Here is a 22,483-nt window from a genome sequence, read left to right as displayed (position 1 = left end):
TGGCACCGCCACGGAGAATCACTTCTCCGGGATCGAGTCGTAAACCTGCTCTAGCGAAAGCACGGTGTAGGCGGTCACCAGCACGGGGTTGGATTCCATCCAGCGGCCGTTTTCGTTGATCCACGAACCGTCGCCGCGTTGGGTGGCGAGGAGTTTTTCACCAAGCTCCTTGCGCCAATCGACCTCCTGGCCGTTCTCGAGCTTGAGGCGGCTGATGTTCGCGACACTGAGCGCTTTGGACATGGTCTGATAGTAGTAATACAACCCTTGATCACCCATGCCCGGATTCTCCGCAGTGGTATAGTTTTTCCCCAGCCATTCCTTCACCGCCACCACGCGCGGGTCGGTCGCGCTGACCTTGGCGTAAATGAACGAAAGCAATCCGGCGTATGACATCGAACCGTAGGAGCGGAGTGCCGTGCGGCCGTTAGGAAGCTTGTCTTCGCCGGCCTTGGATTCGTTAGGTCCGTAAATGAATCCGCCTTTGTTTTTCGGATCATTGGATGCCCAGCCTTGGTCGTTGGTTTCCTCAAGGTTCTGCTGGCGTGAAAGGAAAGTGACGGCCGCATCCCAGTCGAGATCCGGCTGGTCGCCGTGCTTGCCGTCTTCGATCACCTTCTTGGAAAGCGCGAGCGCCTCGATGGCCATCCAGGTGTTCGACATGTCGGTGTGGTCGTTGTGCGAACCGTAACCGACTCCACCGTCGTTGACGTTGTCGGTTTCCTTTTTCTTGTCGATGTCCCACTGGTTGTCGATGAGGTGCTTGCGCGCCTTGACGATGGCACCTTCGTAGCCTTCGCGTCCGGCGGAGACGAGCGCGGTCACGGAATTGGCGGTGTTATAAACGGAAAGCCCGCGGTTGTAGATGCCGCCGTCTTCTTTCTGTTGGGCAAGCAGCCATGTGTAGCCCTTTTCGACATGTTCGGGAAACGCGGCCTTGCGGTCGAAATTCGGATCGCGTGTCGCGGCGGTTAGAGCCAGCGCGGTGAAGGCGGGAACGCCTTCGTCATCCCAATTGCCGCCGGGTTTCTGCTGGGTCTTCAGCCATGCGTTGCCGCGGGCGATCGCCTGGCGCATTTCTTGTTTGAGTGACTCGTAGCTCGGACTCGGGTCGGCGCTGGCGATGGCCGTGCCGAGGATGATCAATGTGGACAGGAGTTTCATGGTTTTGTCGGAGGTTTTGTCTTTTGAAAGGGAGCGATGATGACGGTGACATTGGTTCCTTCCGCAGGGACTCGTTTCGGAAACGGGGTCCAAACGTCGTCGTTGTCGCGGTCGTCGCCCGGATAATTGAGGATCGCGGCGTTCGAGAGGAAAATGGCTGCGACGTCGCCCGTCGTTTCGGGAAAATATTTCCCTTCGCCGAAACTGGAACCACCGTAAACCCACGGTCCGGCGGGCATCGCGGTCTCTTTCACGCCGTGCTGGATCCACTCGTTGACCGGGATGCGGCGCACCTTGCCATTGTCCATCCATTCAACATCGATGTTGACGCGGGCTCCGGCTTTCACCTCGGCGGGGACATCCGGCAATTTGGCGGGCTTGCCTTCATCGTTTTCCCCCACGGTGTAGAGTTCTCGGGATGGCGGATAACGCAGCAGAGTGAAAGCGAGATTGAGATGGGTGGGGGAGATCGTCGTGGACAACAGCGACTCATGGACCTTCCCGTTTTCGTGGACGATCAGGTATTCCAACTGACCCTCGATCATATTGACCTTCGTCGGGAAACGGATTTCGCGGGATTTCTTGTCGAAGGTGACCTCGCCGATTTGAAAGTTCGTCTCATCGAGTTGTTTCACCGACGGCTTCACGGGCTCCACCGGGGCTGGTTTTTCAACCGGGGCATCTTCCTCCGCCACGGCCATGGCTGCGAGCGCGAAACTAAATACCAAAAGGCGGGGAAACATGGCGGGACAGGTTGAAGGGTTGCCGAGGATCGTCTGAAACGTTCGGGGATTTGGGAAAATTAGGCCAAAATTCGAAATTATCCGCCCTTTTTCGGGGGAACCTGCAGCGAGGTGGCGAATTCGCTCCAGCTCAGCCGGGTGATGCGGAAACTCAACGCCTCCATCGGGTTTTCACCAGCTCCCAATTCCGCCGGCGGCGTGTAGGCGGTGGACTTGGTCAGGTAGGTGCGGATCAGCAGGAAGACGGTTTTTGAAATCTCGTCCTTGAGCTTGTCAGGCGAAGCCACGGTGAACGACAGCACCTCGGTGGACGGGGCCTTTTTCCCGGTTCCGTTCAGCCACAGCGCCACGGGCACCGGTCCTTTGTTGGCAGTGTTGGTTTTTCCGGCGGTGACGGAGGTTTTGATTTTCACGATTCCGGAAGACGCCCGCTCCAGATCGCGGGCGACGCTTTCGAGGATCGGGGTGAGGGTTTTCGCCAGCTTTTTTCCGGTGCTTGCCTGCAACTGGATTTGGATCGCCGTCTCGGGTTTCAAATTCCAATCCGGCAACGTCGGACGCAGTTGTTTGATGGCCGCGATGGCGGCGGCCGCCTGGCCCGCGTCCGGTTTCGTTAGATCGATGACGCGCTCCCATGCCAGCAGGGAACGTTGGAACTCACCCTTGTCCGCCAGCGCCTTCGCCAGTTCGATTAGATGGTCCGCGCCTTGTGGCGTGATGTCTCCGTAGTTTTGTAAAATGAGCGGCTGGGTCAGGTCGCCGAGATCCACGGTGGGTTTCGGCGGTTCTGGCGGCGGAGGCGGTGGGGGAGGGGCGGCCACTTCGGGAACCGGGTCCTTTACCTGATTCGCATGAGGAAACGACCCTTCGACCTTCTGCCGGATTTCCGCCAGCTTCGTATCGGACGGCGGCGTCATGAAATCCATGTGCCGCGTGTTTTTCCACCACGTCCCGCCGACAACGGCTAGGACGAACAGGATCACCAGTGGAATCGGCACGCGCACGCGCGCAACGTGGCGCGGACTCCCGCCGCCGGAAAGCGGAAATCACGCGACCGCGCAAAAACAAAACACCCCGCTCGGAAACCGGGCGGGGTGGCTTGAGGAAATGATCTGTTGGAGATCAGTTGGCGCTCTTCACAAGGAGGGCGCGCTTGCCAACGCGTTCGCGGAGGTAGTGCAACTTGGCGCGGCGGACCTTGCCCTTGTTGGTCACTTCGATCTTCGCGATACGGGGAGTGTGCAGCGGGAAAACGCGCTCCACGCCTTCGCCGTAGGAAATCTTGCGAACGGTGAATGCGGCGTTCACACCGGAACCGCCACGAGCGAGAACGATGCCAGCGAAGATCTGGATACGCTCTTTGCCACCTTCAACCACCCGGCAATGGACCTTCACGGTGTCGCCGACGTTGAACTCGGTGACATCCTGTTTCAATTGCTCTGACTCGATCTTCTTAATGATATGCATGGGGTCCTCCTTCGCGGAAAATGAATGTGCTGCCAGCGGTGTCTGTGCGGTGTGCCCTGACGCGCGGGGCGGGAGAGCTAGCGGTTCAATTTCACAATTGCAACCGCGAAATTGATCGAAATTCAGTGTTTCCCGTAAACTGCCGCCGGATCGAACGACTTTCCGCCGCCTGTCTGCTCCAATTTCGCCGTTTCTCCGGCCGTTCCAGCCACGACTTTACGGTAAAAACACGAGTTCCGGCCGGTGTGGCAGGCACCCGCGCCGATTTGCTCGACCATCAGCACCAGCGCGTCCTGATCGCAATCCGTCCGGATCTCCACCACCTTCTGGATGTGTCCGGAAGTCGCGCCCTTGTGCCAGAATTCCTTGCGCGACCGCGACCAGTAAACCGCCTCGCCGATTTCCAAAGTTCGCCGCAGCGATTCCTCGTTCATGTAGGCCAGCATCAGCGGCTCCTTCGTCGTCGCATCCATCGCCATCGCCGGGATCAGGCCGTCCGCGTCGAATTTCGGGGCGAAATCCGCACCCTCCTCGATCTCCGCTTTCCCGCCCCGCGGGGCAAACACGTTTTGCGTATCCATGCGCGGAACGTGAAACGGCCCCCGCAAGCTGTCCAGTCCGCATTATGGTCCGCAGGAAAACCGGGATTCAGATGGACCGCAAATGCGCTGAGGATCGCAAAGGAAGATTGGATTTTGAGATTTACCCCATCCAAACTTTGCGTCCCTTCGCGACCTTTGCGCCTTTGCGGTAAACTCTTCCCCCCTTTTTACAGTAGCAAAACCCCTTGTCGCCTGTTTCCCGGCCCGCTACCCGTTTTCCCATGAGCAAACCCATCACCCGCCGTTTCGCCCTCCTCGGACTAGGCCTCTTGAGCCTCGCGGACTCCCGCTACATCTGGCTTCAACAAATCCGGCAAACCCAAGATCCGCTGGATGGACCAATGGTCGCCGAAATAAAGTAGTCCAGGACTTCAGTCCGCATCCCCAACGCCTTGGCCAAACCGCTCCATGAAATCCTCCGATGAATCCGGCAGCCCGACCCACCTCATCCGGTGGTGCATCATTCTCACCGCCTTGTGGATGCTCAATGCCGCCACGCTGGTCTATTCGATTTACCCGGCGGGAAAACAGCCGGTCGATTCCGGCGACAGTCTTGCCGCACGCATCACTTCCACCGAAGACACGGCCAAGCAGAGGGAAATAAATCTCGGCCTGTTGAAGGTCATCGACCTGCGCACCGCCCGCACCGAATCGCTCAAGCACCGGGTCATCTTCCTGAGCGGAGGCGTCATCGTCACCGGAGCTATGATGGTTGGTTTCCTGATGCGTCTCCATCGCAGCGTCCGGCGTCGCATGGAATACGACCTGCGTTCCATCGCGGATCTTGAATCGAGCGACAAATAGCCTGTTGCGGGTCTTGTGAAGGATCCTTTTTCGTAATTTCAGGCCTATTCCGACCTTCCCCCATTCGGTTCCATCCACGAACCCGGACCGCAATCGTAGCTGCTCACTCGCAAACTCTCCAAAGCGGCTTTCCCGCACGCTTGCCTCGACTAACCAGAACCGATATCGTCCGGGCGAGGTAGGATATGCTGTTCGGTTAAAACGGAAGATCATGAATTTTCAAGGACGAGTGAGAGAAATTTATGTCGGCTCTAAGCGAGACGCCCCAATGAAGTTCGTTTCGACCGCGCAAGCTATTACAGGCAAAGGACTGGCTGAAGACCGCTATGCCAGTGGTTTAGGCTCGTATTCGAAATCCAAAGGCATTCGCGACGTGACCCTGATTGAAATTGAGTCACTATGGAGTTTTCTCCGCTTGTCCGGTATTGATCTTCACCCGGGCCTAACCCGGCGGAACATTATCACGGAGGGAGTCAGGCTTTCAGACCTCATTGGCTGTCCCTTTTCTATTGGTCCTGTTTCGCTTCTTGGGATTCGTTCCTGTCCTCCGTGTCAGCACCTTGCCAAGCTTATTGGGATTCCGGATGTTGTTAGTGGCCTCGCTCATTCGGGAGGTATCTACGCGCAAGTATTAAGTGATGGCTTTGTGAGTGTCGGTGATCCAGTAACTCTTTCCACCGCATTGCTTCTGTGACTTCAACCTCCAAACCGAAAAAGTCGTGGGTGGCGATTTCGGACAAGCTCCCTCGTTCGCTTTGCTCCGTGAGTTCTGTGCCGTCACTTTTGACATTCGGCCTGCTAATTCTCATCAGTCATGCTACTTCAAATCCAACCAATCCTGGGCACACGCGATTTCGCCAAAGGAGTCGCATTTTACACCGATTTGCTCGGTTTCAGGCTCCTCTTCAATCACGATAACAACTACGCGGGCTTTCGACGCGACAACGTCGAGATTCACATGCAGTTTCAATATGAACATGAAATGCAAACCACTCGATTGCGCTTCGTGGTCGATGATCCGGACGCGCTCTTCGCCGAATTCGAGGCACTGGCCATATTCCACGATCGCACCCATCTGGCCAACACTCCTTGGGGCACCCGTGAATTCTCCTTTTACGACCCTGATGGCAACGGACTTACCTTCTATCGCCACCTGTGACTCGGTCCGGGAGCGCTATTTTCGGAGATCACCATGACGACCGTGAACAAGATGAAATTCGCCCTTGTGGGATTGATTCCGCTACTTGGCTTCGCGCTGCTTCCGCCGGAAGTTTTTTCGCATTTCAATGCGGCAGGCGTTGCCGATGATTCTCTTCCCCGCGCCGCGGCGATTCTTGTTTTTTCAGCTCTGAGTGCTCTTCTAACTTTTGCGCCCGCGTTCGTCGGGCGGCTTCTCCCGCAGTCGATTGACGGACGAATCGGCCTATTCCTCAAATGCTATGGCCTGTGCTTTGGAATTTGGATGCTCTTGATGTGGATTCTAGTCACCATCGCGAACACACTTGGCGACGGCCGGATTTCGATCATTGGCGCATGGAGCATCGGTATGGTTTTGCTGCTTCCTTTAGGGGTATTCCTGATCCCGGCCGGGAATAGAAATAAAAGAGTTTAAAAAGTCTCCGTCCCTGATGAACTAGTCGCCGCGAAATCGGACTTTCACCCCTCCGCGGATGCTCTCGGAATGTTAGGCGTCGTCGCCCCCATGCTCTATGAAACGAAACTGGATTTGGCCGCTGTTGCTCGGACTCCTGATCGGAGTTGTCGTCGCATTGGTTTTATTTGAATGGCTGGAACGCTCCGTCCAGCCGAAGGGCACCGCTTTGCTTCGCGGGTTTTCTTTCGCTGACGTTGCGACAAATGCGGGAGGGACCGACTGGGAGGTCCTCGAAGACAAGGTTTACGAGCCCTTTCCCTCCTTGGGCCGTGCCACACGCATCGCACGCCGGATGGTCGCGCACGCCACTCTGCCCGGTGAGGAGCAGGAGAAGTTTGCCAAACGGTTCAGGCTGGCTGTCAGTGAGGCGCTTGCTTCACACGATGCGGTCATCAAAGGTCAGTTTGATTTGAATAGGAGTTCGGCGCACGTCGTTAACGGCTCCCCGGTCCAATCGTTGGTGGATTTGCCACGATTCTATTACGCCATCGGCGACATCCACGGCGTAGCCGATGCGTGGTGCATCGGCGAGGGCGGAGGATTGACGGTGATCGTCTCGTTGATTGAGGGACCTTGAAGGAGCTGACTGGCACTGGACGCCAAAAATTCAAGAGTCTCTCCGCAAAACGGTTCTGTCGTCGCTGTTGGATGCGTTACGGGAATATGGCGGGCAATCCGATTCCAGTTGAGATAAATCCAGATCAGCCGTTGCGGAGGACATTTTCCTCTTTTTCATTCAAGCGGACGGGAATGGAGTCGATGGGCACGATGACCCCGTCCGGGGTTCTAACGACGTTGGCGGGTCGGAGGTCGAATACCGCGATTCCGTCACGGACGAAGGCCAGTGAGTCTTGGTAGCCGACGGAATGCCGAGCAGGCAGAAGTTCAAATCCCAATTCCCGGGTCATCAGGTGGATGATTTCAGAATGATCCGCGGGCTCTCCGGGAATGTCGGCTTGGCGGGTGATGATCGTGGGTCGCACTCGCTGCCCGCCGATTCCAACAAAGGTTACTTGGTCGTTGAAGATCTCGTTCTGCAAAAGCAGTCGTTCGAGGTATTCCAATGGAAGCGCTGGTTCCAAGGTGGGTGCACCGAATTCAAACGAAACCACGTAGCCGGCGTGGGCGGGTTTGGTGAACTTCAGCCAGGAGGCGGTGGCTGGGTCGTAGGTCAGATCGTGCTCGCGCCCGCCTTCTTTCAGCGCTTGGAGTCCTTCGAAGAATCGGCCGGTTTCGCCTGTCCATGCGACGAGGCGGCGGAAGCTTTCGTCGTAAACGGACCATTCGTCGATTTCGCCATCCGGTCCACCTGGGCGTAAGCGTCTTCCGAAGTCCTGGATGACTTCGTAGAGCGGGCGGTCGCGATTCGGGAGAGGTAGTCGGTTTGTTTCATCCAAGTTGCGCAGCAGGATAGCTGGCCGGGCGGTGAAATTCCAGCGCGAAAATGCCAGGGGGGAAGTGCGGAAAATTTGCAGTTAAAGTTCGAGACACGGATTTCGGATTGCGCCCGATGACATAGCGGAGACGATGGCCCCGCATGGCGTATTTGGCAGACCGGGCATTCGAATTGATTTCCTCAGCGCACGAGCGGAAGAGGCTGGCGCACGCTTTCCTCATCAGCGGGGCGCACGGCAGTGGGAAGGAAAACCTGGCGGCACGCATGATCCAAATGGTGAATGGCGGCGCTGCGTCCGGCGGCTTCGACCTCTTCGGCGAGCCGGTGGTGGTGGAAACGCCGCCGCTGGATGAGCTGGAAAGCGGCTGGATCCGCATCGTCCGACCGCGCATGAAATCCCGGCGCATCGGAGTGGATGAAATCCGTGATCTCGAACAAACGCTCCACCTCGCAGCGCCGGGCGGAGCTTGCAAGGTCGGCGTCATTACCGAGGCGGACCGCATGAACGACCAGGCGGCGAACGCGTTTTTGAAAACCCTCGAAGAACCGCCGCAGAACACTTTGTTACTTCTTCTTACCGCGAATCCACAGCGCCTGCTTCCGACAATCCTTTCGCGCTGTGTCCGCCTGCCTTTGTTAGGCGGACGGGCGCTGCTGGCGGATGGTGGAGCGGAATTGGTCGCCGCGCTGAATGCCGCAGCCGCGCGTGGCTTCGGCACGCCGGTCGCCGCGCTGCATTTGAAGGCGGCGTTCGCCTCGTTTCTATCGGATTTCCGCGAGGAAGCGGATGCCGCCGCCAAGGCTGCCGAGAAAGAGGAAGTTGCCGCTTATCGAGACGGTACGGATGGCAAGTGGCTCAAGGAGCGCGAGGATTTCCACAAGGCCGCTGCCGAAGCGGAATATCTCGATGCCCGCAACCGGCTCTTCGACGTCCTTATGGCGTGGATGGCCGATCTACTCCGCATGAAAGTGAACAGCAGCGGCCTGGATTTCCCCGAATCCGCACCGGCCTTGCGCGGTATTGCCGAAGCGGAACCGGAAAGCAAACTCCTCAAGCGCATGGAAGCGCTCGACGCGCTGCGTCGGACGTTAGAGACGAATGCCTTCGAGCCGCTCGCCATCGAGGTTGGTTTTCTGAAAGCGTTCGGTTAGGCCTATGGACTGCGGTGGGAAGCGATAGCGCCACACCGCTTTGGATGAACCGGCCACCACCGTCTTCATCCGTCCGGCAGCCCTGGAAGAATCCAAAGCGGTGTCGGCGCTGCGCTCTGCCACCGCAGTCCAGAATGGCAGTTAGAAATCCCCCTTCGACTCTCCGGCTTCATCCGGGACGGCGATGGATTCCAACAATTGGTCCAGTCCGTCGAGCACCTGGAAAATCCCATCCGCCCACCGGCTGTTTTCCCATGCCGGGCCGGCGAGTTCCAGCAGGTGATCGAGCGCCTCGGTTTTTAAGAACGGCTCGAGGCCGTAGCCGGGCATGATCGCCGCTTCGCCGCGCGCCGGATCAAGCACGACGAGCAGGGCGTGGTTGTCCTTTCCGCGCTGGCTGTCGCCGGCGAAATTTCCGGCATTGAAGAGCCAGAATACGTGCATCGAAAACGGATGGTCCTCGGGAAACGAATTCACCACCACTTGCAGGACCAGATCAGGAAAACGCCGCTGGATTTGAGCGATCCGCTTTTTCATTTTCACTTGATCGGCAGCGGACAACTGCCGCGTGGTGTCCGCGACCACTGGAGCCAACCGCGGCATCGATCCCAGCAGGGCGCTGGTGCGGGGAAAAGTCAGGCGACAAGCCGCGCACTCGGCGGCATCGGCTTTCAAAGGGGTTTGGCAAAAGGGGCACCGCATGAACTGCCGGAGGGTAAGCACCCGCCGCCGTCCGCACGAAGCGAAAATCTCGGGATGTGACGAAATCGCCACTGAATGCAACCTGTCGAAGATGGTGGGATATGATGGGTTGGGTTGAACGTTCAGACTTTCACCCACTCATGAAAATCGACATCGTGACGGATACCTTCGCCCCGGATGTGAACGGGGTGGCCATGACTTTGGGACGCTTGACCGATGGCTTGAAAGCGCGGGGCCACCGCGTCCACGTGATCCACACCGGTGAGGTGGCCGGACCGGGCGAGACCTGTTCTGCTTCGGTGCCGCTACCCGGCTACAAGGAAGTGCGGGTCGGCCTGCCGGAGCCGTTCAAGCTGCGGGCGCGGTGGATGAAGAAACGTCCGGATGCGATCTATGTCGCCACCGAAAGTCCGTTAGGTAAATCCGCGCTCAAGGCGGCCAACGCGCTGGGCATTCCGGTGGCCAGCGGGTTTCACACGAATTTTCACCAATACATGGAGCAATACCGGATGGGCGGCCTGCAACCGGTGGCCATGGCCTATCTGCGGAATTTCCACCAGCGGGCCAACTGCACGCTGACGCCGTCGAAGGATGTCGCGGACAAATTGTTAGCCGAAGGTTTCACCAACGTCCATCTCCTCGGCCGCGGGGTGGATACGGCACTCTATCATCCCGCGAAACGCTGTGAGACGCTTCGCGCCGAGTGGGGCGCGACGCCGGGTTCTCCGGTCGTGGTGATCGTCGGCCGGGTGGCGGCGGAAAAGAATTTCGAGCTGGCGATGGTCGCGTTCGAACGGATGCGCGAGGCCGTGCCTGACGTGAAGTGCGTGGTCGTCGGCGACGGGCCGCTGAAGGAAAAACTGGCGGAGAAACACCGCTGGGTCCGCTTCGCCGGCACCCGCCACGGTGAGGATCTGGCAACGCACTACGCGTCGGCTGACGTGATGATTTTTCCCAGCGAGACGGAAACGTTTGGCAATGTGGTGTTAGAGTCGATGGCGAGTGGCCTGGCGACGGTGGCATACGACTACGCCGCCGCCGCGCTCCATCTGCGGTCCGGGGAAAATGGCCTGAAAGCGACTAAGGGAGATGCCGCGGAATTCTTGAAACAAGCTGTCTCCGCGCTTTCATTTCGTCCGGATCATCCGTTGCGCCGGTCGGCCCGCGGAGTCGCCGAGGTGTTGGGCTGGGAACAGGTGGTGGGAGATTTCGAATCCCGACTGGAGTCCATCGCGGGAATCGAACCCGAAGCCGATCCGCCGCCGGTGAAATCCTCGAAGCGGCCGAAGTATGACTGTCGCACGGTTTTTCTATCAGATATTCATCTGGGGACGCCCGACAGCAAGGCGAACGAGGTGGTGGATTTCCTGAAACACCTGCGCTGCCAGAAGCTGGTTCTCAACGGCGACATCATCGACGGCTGGGCGCTGCGGCGCGGCGGAAAATGGAGCGGACGTCACAGCCGAGTGATCCGCAAGTTTCTCAAGATGACGGAACGCGACGACACCGACGTGATCTATCTGCGGGGAAATCACGATGAAATCCTCGAACGTTTCCTGCCGCTTGCCTTCGGTAAAATCAAGTTCACCAAAGAGCACATCCACACAACAGTAGAGGGCAGGCGCTACTTCGTGGTCCACGGCGACGGGTTCGACAGCGTTTCCACGAATCACAAGTGGCTCGCCTCGCTCGGCGCGGTCGGCTACGATTTCCTGCTCAAGGTGAACCGCGTTTACAACCTCTGGAGATCGTGGCGTGGAAAGGAATATTTCTCCCTCAGCAAGAGCGTGAAGGCAAAGGTTAAGTCCGCTGTTAGCTTCGTTGACCGTTACGAGGAACTCCTGCAGGACCTCGCCCGCCACAAGAAATGCGACGGCATCATTTGCGGTCACATCCACACGCCCGAGGACAAGCGGGTGGGGGACATCCACTATCTGAATTCCGGCGATTGGGTGGAAAGCCTGACAGCCATCATCGAGCATCACGACGGTCGGATGGAACTGGTGCGCTACGAGGAGTTCCTCAAGTTCGTCCGCTCGATTTGATTCTCCACCGGCATTTCATGAATCCTTCATCAGGGTTTCACGAGTGGGGAGGATGGGTGGTGCATGTCCGAATTCAACAAGCTGCTCGCGGTCTCCGCATTGCTATCCAATCTGGCTCTGGCAGGGCCGACGTTGGATCAGGCGGAAGTCAGATTACCCTACGGGGAATTGAAATCCCTGATCAACGGAGCTAACCGTCCGGTCGATAATCCGAAGCCGGATCCCGCGCTCCTGTCGGCGCGATTTCATCTATCAGTTATCGCGGGCAAGCCGCTTCTGGATGCCACGTTCCGGACCGCGACATTCGCCGATGGACTGGCGAAGGTTCCCTTGGTCGGCGGCAATGTCACGGTCGAAAGCCAACAACCGCAGGACGCCCGGGTTGTTGTTCAGGACGGAATGCTCTGTCAGGCCTTGGAGAAAGCCGGAGCGCAAATCCTCGAGATGAAGTTGCTGCCGGTGTTCGGAGCGGACTGCGCGGTGCTGGTGGTGCCTCCTTCTCCGGCTTCGATTTTCGAGACGGGAGATCTTGGAGAAGGGTGGTCGGTCGCCGTGAAAATCGACGGCCGGGAACAGGTGTTAGGATCGAATCGGCTGGTCGCCCTGCCGCTCGCCGGCGGAGATCTTGAAATCCGGATGCTTGGCGGCGAAGAAACCCGCGAGGCGCTGCGGCCGCCGGAACCGTCGGTGTGGACGTGGCAACATCAGGCCCTGGTCATTCCGGGAGACGGGGAAATCGTCTATCATGTATTGGCCAGCGCTTCGGCTTCCGGCGGCTCGGGAGTTTCGGCGCTTCTCACGCTGCCTGCGGATGCGCGCGAGGTGAAAGCGACGGGCGATGATCTAGCGGGCCAAAAACTCGTTCGCGGCGCGGACCGGTCGCTGGGTCTTCAGATCGACTGGAAAACCCGTGGCCTGCTGGAGCGTGAAATCGCCGTTTCCTATCAGCTTCCACTCCGTCCGCTGGACCGGAGTTGGAAACTTCAATCGCCGTCCGGTCCGGGAGAGAATTCGACCCGCACGCGGTTCATCGTAGTCGGATCGCCGGAGTTGTCCTATGCGGCGGATGGTTTGGCGGGGCCGTTTCCTCCCAAGGGTTTGCCATCCCGGTTTGCTGAGGAACTCAACGGTGCGTCCTGCTATCAGTTGGAAGCTGCGGCTTCCGCGGAACTCACGGTGAATCCGCTGCCCGTCGTGGCCACCGCCGAGGCCACCATCACCAATGCCTTGTGGCTGACCAAACTGGAGCCCGACGGGGCGATGTTAGTGGAAGGCGAGATGAATCTGGAGCATCGTGGCATGCTGGGCGTGATCCTCGATGTGCCGCCGGGGATGACGCTTCTGTCGTGCAATGTCGGCGGGCGACCGGTGACACCGGGGAATCTGGGGGACGGGAAACTTGAAATCAGTCTGCCCGCCGCCGCGCAGAAGACTGGCATTTCCTGTTCCTTCACAGGACGTGCCGCTGCAATCGATCCGGTGGAGGGGACTCTCGAACTGGCGTTGCCGAAAACGCCTTTGTTCATCCGTGCGCTTGCCTGGAAGGTCGATCTGCCAAGCGGCTATCAGGCGGAAACCAGCGGTAATTTGATCCGCGCGGCCGAGCCCGGCGATCCTCCATCGCGCATGACGCTGAAGAAAAACCTGTGCCGCGACGAGCGGCCGGTGACGAACGTTTTCTATCAGCGCTCGAATCTCAAGAATTGAAAATCAAACCTAACATCATCTTTTCATGAAAATCATCCATTTGATCGCCTCGGTGGCGATTGTCGGCTGCACGACCCTGGCGTGGTTCATCCTCGCCACCGCCCTGTCACAACGGACGCGGGAGTCCTCGGAAACCATGTCGCAGGAAGTGGCGGGTGTATGGAATCCCGCTTTGGAACAGAAGCATCCTGAAGCCTGGTTCGAGACACCCAACGCCCCGGGCGGCCGCGCGGCTTTGTTGCCTGCTTCATCCGATGTGCGCGTGGATTTGAAGTTCGTTCCCAAACAACGCGGCTTGTTCCGTCACCGGACCTATGACGTGGATTTCAAGGCGGAGTATGTGTTCGTCAATCCAACCCGCATTCCGCAGACGGTTTACGTTTCGTTTCCACTGCCTGCCGGGGCTGAGAACCTGGAAGGTTTTGAGTTCCGGTTGGATGATGAAAAGGAGGCGGAGCCATTTCGCCCGGGATCTTCGGGCGCGGCGACGCGGGCGGTGGTTCTGCCGGCATCCGGCCGGACCACGTTGCATGCCGCCTATCAGACGAGAGGAACCGGCAGCTGGGTTTACGGCTTTCCCGACAAGCGCCGGATCTCCGGATTCGTCCTCAGGATGCGGACCGATTTTACCGAGATCAACTTCCCGGTGGGAACCGGTTCGCCCAAGGACGTGAACCGGAAAACCGATGGCAAAGGCTGGGACCTGACATGGAACTACCCGGACGTGCTGGCGGTGCCGTCGATCGGGATGGACATGCCGAAATTGTTGAATGCCGGGCCGGTGGCCGCGCGGATCGCGTTTTTTGCTCCGGTGTCACTGGTGTTTTTCGTGACGGTGGTGTTGTTAGTTGGCGGTCTCAAGGGAGTGCCTTTGCATCCGATGCACGTGTTTTTCGTTTCAGCGGGTTTCTTCGCGTTTCACCTGTTATTTGCCTATTTGGTGGATCTGGTGCCGATCTATCCGAGTTTTGCGATTGCAACCGTCACGTCGCTGATCCTGGTCTGCGGCTACCTCCGGGCTGTGGGAGGAAACGCCTTGTTCAAGGTCGCCCTGCCCGCGCAGCTCGCCTATCTGGTTTTGTTCAGCGCGTCGTTTTTCTTCGACGGCTTGACGGGCATCACACTCACGGTGTGCGGAGTGGCGACGTTGGCCTTGCTGATGGCGCTCACCGCGAAAGTCGAGTGGCGCAGCCATTTCACAAGGCGCGAAAAGGCTGTCCCTGTTTCGGTCTGAAGGTGTGTTGGATTCCTCGCCGCCAGCGCTATTTCTGCGCGGCGAGGAATTTCAGAACGTCTTCCGCCTGTTTCTCGGTCGCGGCGCTCATGTCGCTCCAGACGAGTTTGGCATCCTTGAAAAGAAACGCCTGGCGTTTGGCGAAGCCCATGGCTTTTGGAACTCCGAAGGCATCGACGACTTTGGCATCGGTGTCGGCGAGCAGGTCGAAGGGGAGTTTGTATTTGTCCTTGAAGGCCTTTTGGGCGGCGACGTTGTCCAAGCTCACGCCGAAAATTTTGACGCCTTTGTCGGTAAGAAGCGCGTAGGAGTCGCGGAGGCTGCATGCCTGTTTGGTGCAACCCGGGGTGTCGGCTTTGGGGTAAAAGTAAACCAGTGTGTATCCTTTGGCTCCGGCCTCAGCCAGTTTCACGAGCTGATCGTCCTGGTTTTTCTGTTCCACGGACGGGATCGCCGCGCCGATGGCGAGGGCTTCGGCGGACGCGTTGGTGGCGAAAACGCCCGCGGTGACGGCGGTCAGGATTTGGGTGATACTTTTCATCGGGACGAAAGTTGCACGCAATTTCAAAATAACAATCCCCGTTCCGCGGTTTTACGGGATTTTGCAGCTCCGAAGAGCAGGCTGAACGTCCCGCCCGAGAGGGAAATTGTGTCTTGAACCCATCCCCCGGATGCCGTCATGGTGTCGCCAGTCCATGCCGAAAACCGGATCTGAGAACGAAATCATCTACGAGGGAATCCCAGCCTCTCCCGGTATCGCCATCGCCCCGGTTCACGTGATCGCCCGCGGATTCTCGGCCCCTGAGATTTATGAAATCAAGGAGGAGGACGTCGAACGCGAGCAACTGCGGTTCAAGCAGGCTTTGGAAATCACCAAACGGCAGTTGATCGAGTTGCAGAGCCGGCTTGAGGATCTTTCGGGCGACAACGAGAGCGGGATCTTCGAGGCGCACGTCATGATCCTCGAGGATCGGTCCGTAGTGGAACGCGTGCTTCAGGCGATTCCCCGGCGTTTGCAGAATGCCGAGTATGCCTACTACGCGGTGATGCAGAATTTCCTCGAAGCGATGCGCCGGATTCCGGATCCCTACCTGCGGGAGCGCACGGCGGACATCGAGGACGTCGCCCAGCGGGTTTTGAGGAATTTTACCACGGAAGGGGATGTCCGGATCATGGGGCCGGAGGATCAGCATGTCCTTGTGGCTTACGATCTCGCTCCTTCCGATGCCGCCTCGATGAATCGGCGGCATGTGTTAGGTTTCGCGACCGAGCAGGGCAGCGTAAACTCCCACACTGCGATTCTCGCCCGCGCTTTCGGCATTCCCGCGGTGGTGGGGCTCGACGGCGCGGTCATCGACATCATCGCGCTGACGCCTTCCATTCTCGACGGCTACACCGGAAAATTGATTTTGTTTCCCTCGCCGGAAACGCTGGAACGCTACCGGAACCTGACTCTCGCCAAGGAGCGGGTGCGCAGCTCGCTGGACGCGATGAGCGGTGCCGCTACCGAGACCACCGATGGACGCGCGCTCAAGGTTTCGGCCAACATCGAGATCGTCGATGAACTGCCGCCGGTGAAACGCAGCGGAGCGAAAGGCATTGGTCTCTATCGGACGGAGTTTCTCCTGCTCAATGGCGAGGAAATGCCGGACGAAAAACGCCAGGCAGAGGTTTATTCCAAGGTCGCTACGGAAATGGCGCCGCACACCGTCATCATCCGGACGCTGGATGCCGGTGGTGACAAGCTGCCCGTGGAACCTCTAACCGACCCCGAGCCGAACCCCTTCCTCGGTTGGCGGGGGATCCGTGTTTCCTTGGCGCGTCCGGCGATGTTTCGTGAACAGATCCGCGCGGTTCTCAGAGCCAGTGCTTATGGCAAAGTCGCCATCATGTTCCCGATGATTTCCGGACTTTCCGAGGTTTGGCGCAGCAAGGATATGGTCCGCCGCTGCATGGATGAATTGGAAAGCGAGGGAGTGCCCTTCGATCGCAGCCTGCCTATCGGAATCATGATCGAGGTGCCTGCGGCGGCGATCTGTGCGGATTTGCTCGCTCCCGAAGTGGACTTTTTCTCCATCGGCACCAACGACTTGATCCAATACACGGTGGCCGCCGACCGCGTAAACCCTCATGTCGCCGATCTCTATCGGCCGACTCACCCTGCTGTCATCCGTTTGATCAAACGCACCATCGATGCCGGGCGGGACAACGGCATCTGGACCGGGATCTGCGGTGAAATGGCTGGCGATATCCGCCTGACACCGCTGCTTCTGGGGATGGGCGTGGAAGAACTTTCCGTTGGACCTCAGCAAGTCCCGCGGGTGGGCCAGGCGATCCGGTCGCTGAGCCATGCCGAGTGCGCCGCCATGTCGGACGAAGCCCTCCGCTGCTCCCGCAGCCAGGGAATCCTCGATCTCTCACTGGAACTCGCCCACAGGCACTACGCGGAATTGTTAGACTGATCTGCCGAGGATGTTCCCGCGTGCATGCTGAGACTGACGAAATCGCATTATGCGCCCGGCCGGATTCCGTTATGATGGCGGCATGACCACGAACCTCAAACTGAATGTCCGCCGTGCCGATGAGCGCGGCCATGCGGATCACGGCTGGCTCGACAGCTGGCACACGTTCTCTTTCGCCGATTATTACGACCCCGCCCACATGGGATTCCGCTCGTTGCGGGTGATCAATGACGACCGGGTCGCCGGTGGCGGAGGTTTCCCGACACATCCTCATCGCGACATGGAAATCTTCTCCTACCTTCTTGCCGGCAAACTGGCCCACAAGGATTCCATGGGAAACAGCCGCGTCCTCAAGCCCGGCGAGATCCAGTTGATGCGTGCGGGCTCCGGAGTCCTGCACTCCGAATTCAATCCTTCAGCCACGGAACCCGCGCATCTGTTGCAAATCTGGATCACTCCCGATACCCGCGGCCTCACTCCGGCCTACACCGAGTGGACTCCAGCAGTGGGTCGTGAGAGTGAAATCAAGACTCTCGTGATTTCAAAAGATGGTCGTGAAGGATCGGCCACCATCGCCCAAGACGCCTCGATCTATCTGTTGAAGCTCCAGCCTGGAACCAAAACCCAACACGAACTCGTCACGGACCGTGGCCTATGGCTCCACGTTGCCAAAGGAGCGGTGATCGTCAACGGCATCACGCTTGCGGCAGGTGACGCGCTATCCCTTGAAGAACCGGGCGAAATCGAAATCACCGCTACAGATGAAGCATCCGAGGCGATTCTCTTTGACCTCAAATAAATCCGAGTAACTTCCAACATTCTCAATTCCAACAAATCAAAATCATGAAAACCAAATACCTTGCATTCGCCGTCGCCGCCCCGCTCGCATTCGTTTCTTGCGAAAATCCGGCTGACAAAACCACCGACGCCAAAGTGTCCGGCGCCGTTGAGAAAACCGCGAGCAATGAAAGCGGCACCAAGTATGTTTTCACTCCGGCGTCGCAGGTGAACTTCATCGGCTCGAAGGTCACCAAAAGCCATCCCGGCGGCTTCAAAAGTTTCACCGGTTATTTCACCCTCAAGGACGGAGCTCCTGTTGGAAACGATCACAAGGTCGTCATCGACATGAAATCAGCATTCGCGGATTCAGAGAAACTCACCGGCCATCTCAAGAGTCCGGATTTTTTCGACGTCGAAAAATTTCCTGAAGCGACCTTTGACGTGACCGGTTTCAAGAAGGATTCGGACACCACCTACACGGTTTCCGGCAACTTCACGCTTCACGGCCAGACCAAGAACATCAGCTTTCCGACCACGGTCAGCCAGACCGGGGACACGGTGAAGATCGATGCGAAGTTCGACATCAATCGCAAGGATTTCGGCATCGTCTATGCTGGCATGGCGGATGACCTGATCCGTGATCAGGTGGTCATCGAACTCAAGCTCGAAGCCAAACCGGAAGCCTGAATTTCACTAACAAAATCATGTCAGATCCACTTTTTCAACCGCTCCACGCCGGGGCGTTCACCTTCCCTAACCGCATGGTCATGGCTCCGCTCACCCGGTGTAGGGCTTCGGAAGGGCGCGTGCCGAATGCGATGATGGCCGAATACTACGTCCAGCGCAGTTCCTTCGGCATGATCCTCACGGAGGCCACCTCCATCACACCGCAGGGCGTCGGTTATCCTAACACCCCGGGCATCTGGTCCGACGAGCAGGTCGAGGGCTGGAAACTCGTCACCAGCGCCGTCCACAAGGCCGGGGGGCAAATTCTTCTCCAGCTCTGGCACGTCGGGCGGATTTCCGATCCCGTCTATCTTAATGGCGATCTTCCCGTCGCACCCAGCGCCATCGCTCCTGCCGGGCATGTCAGCCTTGTGCGTCCTCTCAAGGATTTCGTCACACCGCGCGCCTTGGATATTTCGGAAATTCCTGGAATCGTCGAAGACTACCGCCGTGCTGCCGAGAACGCGAAAGCCGCCGGATTCGACGGAGTGGAAATCCACGGAGCGAACGGTTATCTCATCGACCAGTTCCTCCAGGACTCGTCCAACAAACGCACCGACGAATACGGCGGGCCGATCGAAAACCGCGCGCGGTTCCTGCTGGAAGTCACCGATGCCGTCGTCTCCGTCTGGGGCGCGGATCGCGTCGGCGTTCATCTCGCTCCGCGTGGCGATGCCCACGATGTCGGCGACTCCGACATTTCTTCGGTCTTCCACTACGCCGCGCAGGAACTCGGAAAGCGGAAAATTGCCTTCCTCTGCGCTCGCGAATCCTATGACAAGCCGGCGCTCGGACCATCGCTCAAGCAAGCCTTCGGCGGCGTTTACATCGCCAACGAAAGTTTCACCGCCGAAAGCGCCCGGGAGGCGATCCGGTCCGGAAAAGCCGATGCCGTCGCCTTCGGAAAATCCGCCATTGCCAACCCTGACCTCGTCGAGCGCTTCCGCACCGGAGCGCCGCTCAACGCGCCCGAGCCTTCCACCTTTTACGGTGACGGCCCGATAGGCTACACTGACTATCCGTCCCTCGAAACCGCTTCCATCTAACTATCATGAAAAAGCCACGCATCCTCGTCTTCGGCGGCAGCCTCCGCGCCGAATCCTACAACCAGAAACTCGCCACCATCGCCGCCAACGCGGCCCGTGCCGCCGGAGCGGAAGTGACGCTCATCGCCCTGCGGGATTTCCGCATGCCGCTGTTCGATGAAGATCTCGAAAAAGAAGAGGGCATGCCCGAAACTGCTTCGCGGTTGAAGGGATTGTTCTCTGAAAACGACGGTCTCATCATCGCCTCGCCCGAGTATAACAGCACCATCACCGCCGCCCTCAAGAACGCGATCGATTGGGTCTCCCGTGCGACCGCTCCGGATGAACCGCCACTTTCCGTTTTGAAAGGCAAGAGCGCGGCAATCCTCTCGGCCTCGCCCGGCGGTTACGGTGGAGCCCGCAGCCTTACGCAGCTCCGGCCGTTTTTGGAAAACATCGGAATCTCCGTGTTGGCCGACCAGGTTTCGATTCCGAAAGCCTACGAAGCATTTGACGCCGATGGAAATCTGGCGGATGCCGCGCAGGCCGACGCCGTCAAGGCGCTTGCCGCGGCACTCGTTGCAAAGATGTCCTAACCGAAAGGCGGTGTTTCGGTCATCGGCCCGCGGAGCCCGGCAGCGATCCTCCGGCAAATCGCAACCTGAGAGAATGTGTCCCGGCTGTCTCAGCCGGGCGCCTAAAAGTGGCTGGCGCGTCTCGCGCCAGACCGTTGCCGAGGCGTCTCGCCTCGCACATCCTGCCTCCGGGCGAGACGGCTCCAGCCAACTTTTCCGCCCTTGGTCTCGTAGCAATCTCATTGCATGAACTCGCGCCTTGACGGCTTGAATCCATGTTGCTAATTTGACAACAGATTTGAATGAGGATCATCACCAAGCGCCGCATCCTCGACTATGCCAAGCAGCACCCGAACGCCGCCGCCAACCTCAGTGCATGGATCTCCGTGGCTACCGCCGCCAAGTGGCAATCCATCGCCGACGTCCGTAAAGTCCTCCCTCATGCGGACCTAGCCACCGTCGGCAGTTCCAAGACCGTCACCATCTTCAACATCGCGGGGAACCACCACCGCCTCATCACCGCCATCCATTACAACACCCGCAGCATCTTCATCCTGAAAATCCTCACCCACGCCGATTACAGCAAAGACCGCTGGAAAAACGACCTCTAAGCCGATGAACGCCACCAAGCCAACCCTGCCCGGTTTCGCCAAGTTGCCGAAAACCTACGAAGCCCTCTGCCGCCTGCACCTGCCACGGACGCTGCATGATGAAATCGAACTCGATGCCGTCACCGGGATCATCGACCTCATGGCAGGTCACCCGTTGACCGCCGATCAAGCCGACTACCTCGAAACCCTCGCCGAGCTTGCCGCAGCCTATGAATCCGCGAATTACGAAGCGCCGGAATCAATGCCACCGCATGAGTTCCTCGCCGCCCATCTTGAAAACATCGGCATGACCGCCACCGGGTGGGGCAAACTCATCGGCATCGACCGCTCCACCGCCTCCCGACTTCTCCGTGGCGAGCGCAAGTTCAACACCGACCACGTTAGGAAAACCGCAGAGGCACTCAATCTCGAAGCTTCCCTCTTGATCTAGGCCGTTCAGGGAGGCCGTGGAAACGCAATCTCCAATCCCATCACGGCCCACAACTTGCCAAGAAATCCATCCAGGCTGCCATGGTGAAAATCCTCCTTTGCCAGGCGCGGTGAATGCCATTCCGCGTCACCGGAAAAGACTCGTGGCGGCAACCAGCCTCAGACCTTGTTCAATGCTTGTGCTCGATTATCGAGACCCTACATCGACTGACCCTGTCGATGTAGCTTCCAGGGAGCGGTTCGACGGCGTCACTCCACGCTTGTTAGTCGGGACTGCCCCCGGCGCAGTCTCTGTCATGCAATCCGGTTTAACGTCTCCGGCGTATCAACATCGCACCGCTTGCAAGCATCGTCAGAAGAAGGGTAGTTGGTTCAGGAATGCCATAGACGACTCGGAACCCTAAATCCAGTGATTCGTCCGTAGGTACAGCCAGACCGCTAGAGTCTGTGCCAATAGGTCCCGGGTCTGTATACAGCCAAGCGCCGCCCCGAATGCCTCGGTATGAATTTGAGTTAATAGTGTCGATCAACTCCCAGACGTTCCCGCTCTGATCGTTCGTTCCATAATAACTCTCTGAATCAGCACCGTAGGCTCCTACATCGCTCAAAGCTGACGGGAGACCATTTTGCACTTGCGCACTTTTCGCGGTATTTATGTTTCCCCAGTAGAGGTTCGCTGCACCTGCCACGGTCATATCATTGCTCGTCATTGTATTGCTCTGGGTGGCATACACCCAGTAGCCGCCCCCACCGGCGTTCATTGTTGCATCGTAACTGGCCGCTTTATACCATTCGCTTTCAGATGGTAGCCTTACGGTAATTCCCTCCTGGACGGTGAAGATCCCGCTGGACGCGCCATTGAGATTATACGCGCCCGTCTCCGTGCTACCCGCACCTTGTCCGTTCTGCAGCCAGTTACAAAAACGTGCAGCGTCGAACCAGCTCACGTAGGTGATTGGCCGGTCACCACTGCCGATCACCGAGTAAGTGTAGTTGCCGGCGCTGCCGTTGCGGCTGATGCCCGCGATACTGGCATTACTGCCCATGTTCGGGTTATAGAGATTGTAAGGGTCAGTGGTGAATGGCACTGACTTAAGCGAGATTTCGGCGAAAGGAGTGGTCGGAAATCCGGTGATCAGGTTGCTTCTCGTGTGACCTCAAACCAACCCTTCCTCACCGGATTTCCTACGCAGATTTGTGGCCGG

General features: G+C 58.4%; 26 protein-coding genes. 17 read left to right on the top strand and 9 right to left on the bottom strand.

Going from position 1 to position 22,483, the window contains the following annotated elements:
* Positions 1-18 precede the first annotated feature (18 nt).
* The 5 genes from ABIQ96_RS15655 to hisI form a co-directional block, all read right to left on the bottom strand.
* Positions 19-1,164: a prenyltransferase/squalene oxidase repeat-containing protein gene (locus ABIQ96_RS15655; protein WP_348215554.1), complete on the bottom strand. Its 1,146-nt coding sequence runs from the start codon at positions 1,162-1,164 to the stop codon at positions 19-21.
* Positions 1,161-1,907, bottom strand: coding sequence for a YdjY domain-containing protein (locus ABIQ96_RS15650; RefSeq protein ID WP_348215553.1), 747 nt, complete (start codon positions 1,905-1,907; stop codon positions 1,161-1,163). The genes ABIQ96_RS15655 and ABIQ96_RS15650 overlap by 4 nt, the downstream gene beginning before the upstream one ends.
* Positions 1,908-1,984: 77 nt before the next feature.
* A complete protein-coding gene (locus tag ABIQ96_RS15645) occupies positions 1,985-2,911 on the bottom strand; it encodes a hypothetical protein (protein ID WP_348215552.1) in 927 nt (308 codons plus the stop codon).
* Between the two features lie 118 nt (positions 2,912-3,029).
* Complete coding sequence (gene rplS, locus ABIQ96_RS15640) at positions 3,030-3,374, bottom strand: 50S ribosomal protein L19 (protein ID WP_348215551.1); 345 nt, start codon at positions 3,372-3,374, stop codon at positions 3,030-3,032.
* A gap of 122 nt (positions 3,375-3,496) precedes the next feature.
* The gene (gene hisI, locus ABIQ96_RS15635; protein ID WP_348215550.1) at positions 3,497-3,955 is read right to left on the bottom strand and encodes a phosphoribosyl-AMP cyclohydrolase; all 459 of its coding nucleotides are present in this window, start codon (positions 3,953-3,955) and stop codon (positions 3,497-3,499) included.
* A gap of 242 nt (positions 3,956-4,197) precedes the next feature.
* Between hisI and ABIQ96_RS15630 the strand changes: the two genes are divergently transcribed.
* The 6 genes from ABIQ96_RS15630 to ABIQ96_RS15605 all read left to right on the top strand — a co-directional run bounded on the left by ABIQ96_RS15630 (position 4,198) and on the right by ABIQ96_RS15605 (position 7,011).
* Entirely contained in the window at positions 4,198-4,338 is a 141-nt protein-coding gene (locus ABIQ96_RS15630; RefSeq protein WP_348215549.1) for a hypothetical protein, read from the top strand.
* A 46-nt stretch (positions 4,339-4,384) separates the two neighbouring features.
* A complete protein-coding gene (locus tag ABIQ96_RS15625) occupies positions 4,385-4,780 on the top strand; it encodes a hypothetical protein (protein ID WP_348215548.1) in 396 nt (131 codons plus the stop codon).
* Between the two features lie 268 nt (positions 4,781-5,048).
* Entirely contained in the window at positions 5,049-5,474 is a 426-nt protein-coding gene (locus ABIQ96_RS15620) for an MOSC domain-containing protein (protein ID WP_348215547.1), read from the top strand.
* Between the two features lie 120 nt (positions 5,475-5,594).
* Positions 5,595-5,939, top strand: coding sequence for a VOC family protein (locus tag ABIQ96_RS15615; RefSeq protein WP_348215546.1), 345 nt, complete (start codon positions 5,595-5,597; stop codon positions 5,937-5,939).
* 33 nt (positions 5,940-5,972) lie between these two features.
* Positions 5,973-6,392, top strand: a complete 420-nt coding sequence (locus tag ABIQ96_RS15610; protein ID WP_348215545.1) for a hypothetical protein — start codon at positions 5,973-5,975, stop codon at positions 6,390-6,392.
* 97 nt (positions 6,393-6,489) lie between these two features.
* Positions 6,490-7,011 carry a hypothetical protein gene (locus ABIQ96_RS15605; RefSeq protein ID WP_348215544.1) on the top strand — a complete coding sequence of 174 codons (522 nt, stop codon included), beginning with the start codon at positions 6,490-6,492 and terminating at the stop codon, positions 7,009-7,011.
* A 124-nt stretch (positions 7,012-7,135) separates the two neighbouring features.
* Here the strand turns inward: ABIQ96_RS15605 and ABIQ96_RS15600 are convergent, their stop codons facing one another.
* The gene (locus ABIQ96_RS15600; RefSeq protein ID WP_348215543.1) at positions 7,136-7,831 is read right to left on the bottom strand and encodes a hypothetical protein; all 696 of its coding nucleotides are present in this window, start codon (positions 7,829-7,831) and stop codon (positions 7,136-7,138) included.
* 170 nt (positions 7,832-8,001) lie between these two features.
* Here ABIQ96_RS15600 and ABIQ96_RS15595 point away from each other — a divergent pair, with 170 nt between their 5' ends.
* On the top strand, positions 8,002-8,982 hold the full coding sequence (locus ABIQ96_RS15595) for a hypothetical protein (RefSeq protein ID WP_348215542.1): 981 nt from the start codon (positions 8,002-8,004) through the stop codon (positions 8,980-8,982).
* Positions 8,983-9,123: 141 nt separating this feature from the next.
* On the opposite strand, the gene ABIQ96_RS15590 is transcribed toward ABIQ96_RS15595, so the two are convergent.
* A complete protein-coding gene (locus tag ABIQ96_RS15590; RefSeq protein ID WP_348215541.1) occupies positions 9,124-9,657 on the bottom strand; it encodes a TPM domain-containing protein in 534 nt (177 codons plus the stop codon).
* A gap of 167 nt (positions 9,658-9,824) precedes the next feature.
* On the opposite strand from ABIQ96_RS15590, the gene ABIQ96_RS15585 reads away from it, so the two are divergent.
* From ABIQ96_RS15585 to ABIQ96_RS15575, 3 genes are all read left to right on the top strand, one after another.
* Positions 9,825-11,729, top strand: coding sequence for a glycosyltransferase (locus tag ABIQ96_RS15585; protein ID WP_348215540.1), 1,905 nt, complete (start codon positions 9,825-9,827; stop codon positions 11,727-11,729).
* A gap of 63 nt (positions 11,730-11,792) precedes the next feature.
* On the top strand, positions 11,793-13,436 hold the full coding sequence (locus tag ABIQ96_RS15580; RefSeq protein ID WP_348215539.1) for a hypothetical protein: 1,644 nt from the start codon (positions 11,793-11,795) through the stop codon (positions 13,434-13,436).
* Between the two features lie 25 nt (positions 13,437-13,461).
* Positions 13,462-14,670 (top strand): hypothetical protein, encoded by a 1,209-nt coding sequence (locus ABIQ96_RS15575; RefSeq protein ID WP_348215538.1) that lies wholly within the window; start codon positions 13,462-13,464, stop codon positions 14,668-14,670.
* A 28-nt stretch (positions 14,671-14,698) separates the two neighbouring features.
* Here the strand turns inward: ABIQ96_RS15575 and ABIQ96_RS15570 are convergent, their stop codons facing one another.
* A complete protein-coding gene (locus ABIQ96_RS15570; RefSeq protein ID WP_348215537.1) occupies positions 14,699-15,211 on the bottom strand; it encodes a peroxiredoxin in 513 nt (170 codons plus the stop codon).
* A 154-nt stretch (positions 15,212-15,365) separates the two neighbouring features.
* Here ABIQ96_RS15570 and ptsP point away from each other — a divergent pair, with 154 nt between their 5' ends.
* From ptsP to ABIQ96_RS15535, 7 genes are all read left to right on the top strand, one after another.
* Positions 15,366-17,132, top strand: a complete 1,767-nt coding sequence (gene ptsP / locus ABIQ96_RS15565; RefSeq protein WP_348215536.1) for a phosphoenolpyruvate--protein phosphotransferase — start codon at positions 15,366-15,368, stop codon at positions 17,130-17,132.
* A gap of 82 nt (positions 17,133-17,214) precedes the next feature.
* Positions 17,215-17,931, top strand: coding sequence for a pirin family protein (locus tag ABIQ96_RS15560; RefSeq protein ID WP_348215535.1), 717 nt, complete (start codon positions 17,215-17,217; stop codon positions 17,929-17,931).
* Between the two features lie 44 nt (positions 17,932-17,975).
* On the top strand, positions 17,976-18,599 hold the full coding sequence (locus ABIQ96_RS15555) for a YceI family protein (RefSeq protein WP_348215534.1): 624 nt from the start codon (positions 17,976-17,978) through the stop codon (positions 18,597-18,599).
* A gap of 17 nt (positions 18,600-18,616) precedes the next feature.
* The gene (locus ABIQ96_RS15550; RefSeq protein WP_348215533.1) at positions 18,617-19,684 is read left to right on the top strand and encodes an alkene reductase; all 1,068 of its coding nucleotides are present in this window, start codon (positions 18,617-18,619) and stop codon (positions 19,682-19,684) included.
* 5 nt (positions 19,685-19,689) lie between these two features.
* The gene (locus tag ABIQ96_RS15545; RefSeq protein WP_348215532.1) at positions 19,690-20,259 is read left to right on the top strand and encodes an NAD(P)H-dependent oxidoreductase; all 570 of its coding nucleotides are present in this window, start codon (positions 19,690-19,692) and stop codon (positions 20,257-20,259) included.
* Between the two features lie 281 nt (positions 20,260-20,540).
* A complete protein-coding gene (locus tag ABIQ96_RS15540) occupies positions 20,541-20,849 on the top strand; it encodes a type II toxin-antitoxin system HigB family toxin (protein ID WP_348215531.1) in 309 nt (102 codons plus the stop codon).
* A gap of 4 nt (positions 20,850-20,853) precedes the next feature.
* On the top strand, positions 20,854-21,279 hold the full coding sequence (locus ABIQ96_RS15535) for a hypothetical protein (protein ID WP_348215530.1): 426 nt from the start codon (positions 20,854-20,856) through the stop codon (positions 21,277-21,279).
* 307 nt (positions 21,280-21,586) lie between these two features.
* Here the strand turns inward: ABIQ96_RS15535 and ABIQ96_RS15530 are convergent, their stop codons facing one another.
* Positions 21,587-22,324: an SUMF1/EgtB/PvdO family nonheme iron enzyme gene (locus tag ABIQ96_RS15530; RefSeq protein ID WP_348215529.1), complete on the bottom strand. Its 738-nt coding sequence runs from the start codon at positions 22,322-22,324 to the stop codon at positions 21,587-21,589.
* Positions 22,325-22,483 lie beyond the last annotated feature (159 nt).

The organism is Luteolibacter sp., from assembly GCF_039920825.1.
GTDB lineage: Bacteria > Verrucomicrobiota > Verrucomicrobiia > Verrucomicrobiales > Akkermansiaceae > Luteolibacter.
The sequence above is the reverse complement of the archived record's forward strand: the minus strand, read 5'-3'. Positions and strand labels throughout refer to the sequence as shown.

Excerpts from the sequence above, each read along its gene's own strand:
- ABIQ96_RS15655 (WP_348215554.1), bottom strand. The coding sequence starts at position 1,164 with ATGAAACTCCTGTCCACATTGATCATCCTCGGCACGGCCATCGCCAGC.
- ABIQ96_RS15650 (WP_348215553.1), bottom strand. The coding sequence starts at position 1,907 with ATGTTTCCCCGCCTTTTGGTATTTAGTTTCGCGCTCGCAGCCATGGCC.
- rplS (WP_348215551.1), bottom strand. The coding sequence starts at position 3,374 with ATGCATATCATTAAGAAGATCGAGTCAGAGCAATTGAAACAGGATGTC.
- hisI (WP_348215550.1), bottom strand. The coding sequence starts at position 3,955 with ATGGATACGCAAAACGTGTTTGCCCCGCGGGGCGGGAAAGCGGAGATC.
- ABIQ96_RS15630 (WP_348215549.1), top strand. The coding sequence starts at position 4,198 with ATGAGCAAACCCATCACCCGCCGTTTCGCCCTCCTCGGACTAGGCCTC.
- ABIQ96_RS15625 (WP_348215548.1), top strand. The coding sequence starts at position 4,385 with ATGAAATCCTCCGATGAATCCGGCAGCCCGACCCACCTCATCCGGTGG.
- ABIQ96_RS15620 (WP_348215547.1), top strand. The coding sequence starts at position 5,049 with ATGAAGTTCGTTTCGACCGCGCAAGCTATTACAGGCAAAGGACTGGCT.
- ABIQ96_RS15615 (WP_348215546.1), top strand. The coding sequence starts at position 5,595 with ATGCTACTTCAAATCCAACCAATCCTGGGCACACGCGATTTCGCCAAA.
- ABIQ96_RS15610 (WP_348215545.1), top strand. The coding sequence starts at position 5,973 with ATGACGACCGTGAACAAGATGAAATTCGCCCTTGTGGGATTGATTCCG.
- ABIQ96_RS15605 (WP_348215544.1), top strand. The coding sequence starts at position 6,490 with ATGAAACGAAACTGGATTTGGCCGCTGTTGCTCGGACTCCTGATCGGA.
- ABIQ96_RS15585 (WP_348215540.1), top strand. The coding sequence starts at position 9,825 with ATGAAAATCGACATCGTGACGGATACCTTCGCCCCGGATGTGAACGGG.
- ABIQ96_RS15580 (WP_348215539.1), top strand. The coding sequence starts at position 11,793 with ATGTCCGAATTCAACAAGCTGCTCGCGGTCTCCGCATTGCTATCCAAT.
- ABIQ96_RS15575 (WP_348215538.1), top strand. The coding sequence starts at position 13,462 with ATGAAAATCATCCATTTGATCGCCTCGGTGGCGATTGTCGGCTGCACG.
- ABIQ96_RS15570 (WP_348215537.1), bottom strand. The coding sequence starts at position 15,211 with ATGAAAAGTATCACCCAAATCCTGACCGCCGTCACCGCGGGCGTTTTC.
- ptsP (WP_348215536.1), top strand. The coding sequence starts at position 15,366 with ATGCCGAAAACCGGATCTGAGAACGAAATCATCTACGAGGGAATCCCA.
- ABIQ96_RS15560 (WP_348215535.1), top strand. The coding sequence starts at position 17,215 with ATGACCACGAACCTCAAACTGAATGTCCGCCGTGCCGATGAGCGCGGC.
- ABIQ96_RS15555 (WP_348215534.1), top strand. The coding sequence starts at position 17,976 with ATGAAAACCAAATACCTTGCATTCGCCGTCGCCGCCCCGCTCGCATTC.
- ABIQ96_RS15550 (WP_348215533.1), top strand. The coding sequence starts at position 18,617 with ATGTCAGATCCACTTTTTCAACCGCTCCACGCCGGGGCGTTCACCTTC.
- ABIQ96_RS15545 (WP_348215532.1), top strand. The coding sequence starts at position 19,690 with ATGAAAAAGCCACGCATCCTCGTCTTCGGCGGCAGCCTCCGCGCCGAA.
- ABIQ96_RS15540 (WP_348215531.1), top strand. The coding sequence starts at position 20,541 with ATGAGGATCATCACCAAGCGCCGCATCCTCGACTATGCCAAGCAGCAC.
- ABIQ96_RS15535 (WP_348215530.1), top strand. The coding sequence starts at position 20,854 with ATGAACGCCACCAAGCCAACCCTGCCCGGTTTCGCCAAGTTGCCGAAA.
- ABIQ96_RS15530 (WP_348215529.1), bottom strand. The coding sequence starts at position 22,324 with ATGGGCAGTAATGCCAGTATCGCGGGCATCAGCCGCAACGGCAGCGCC.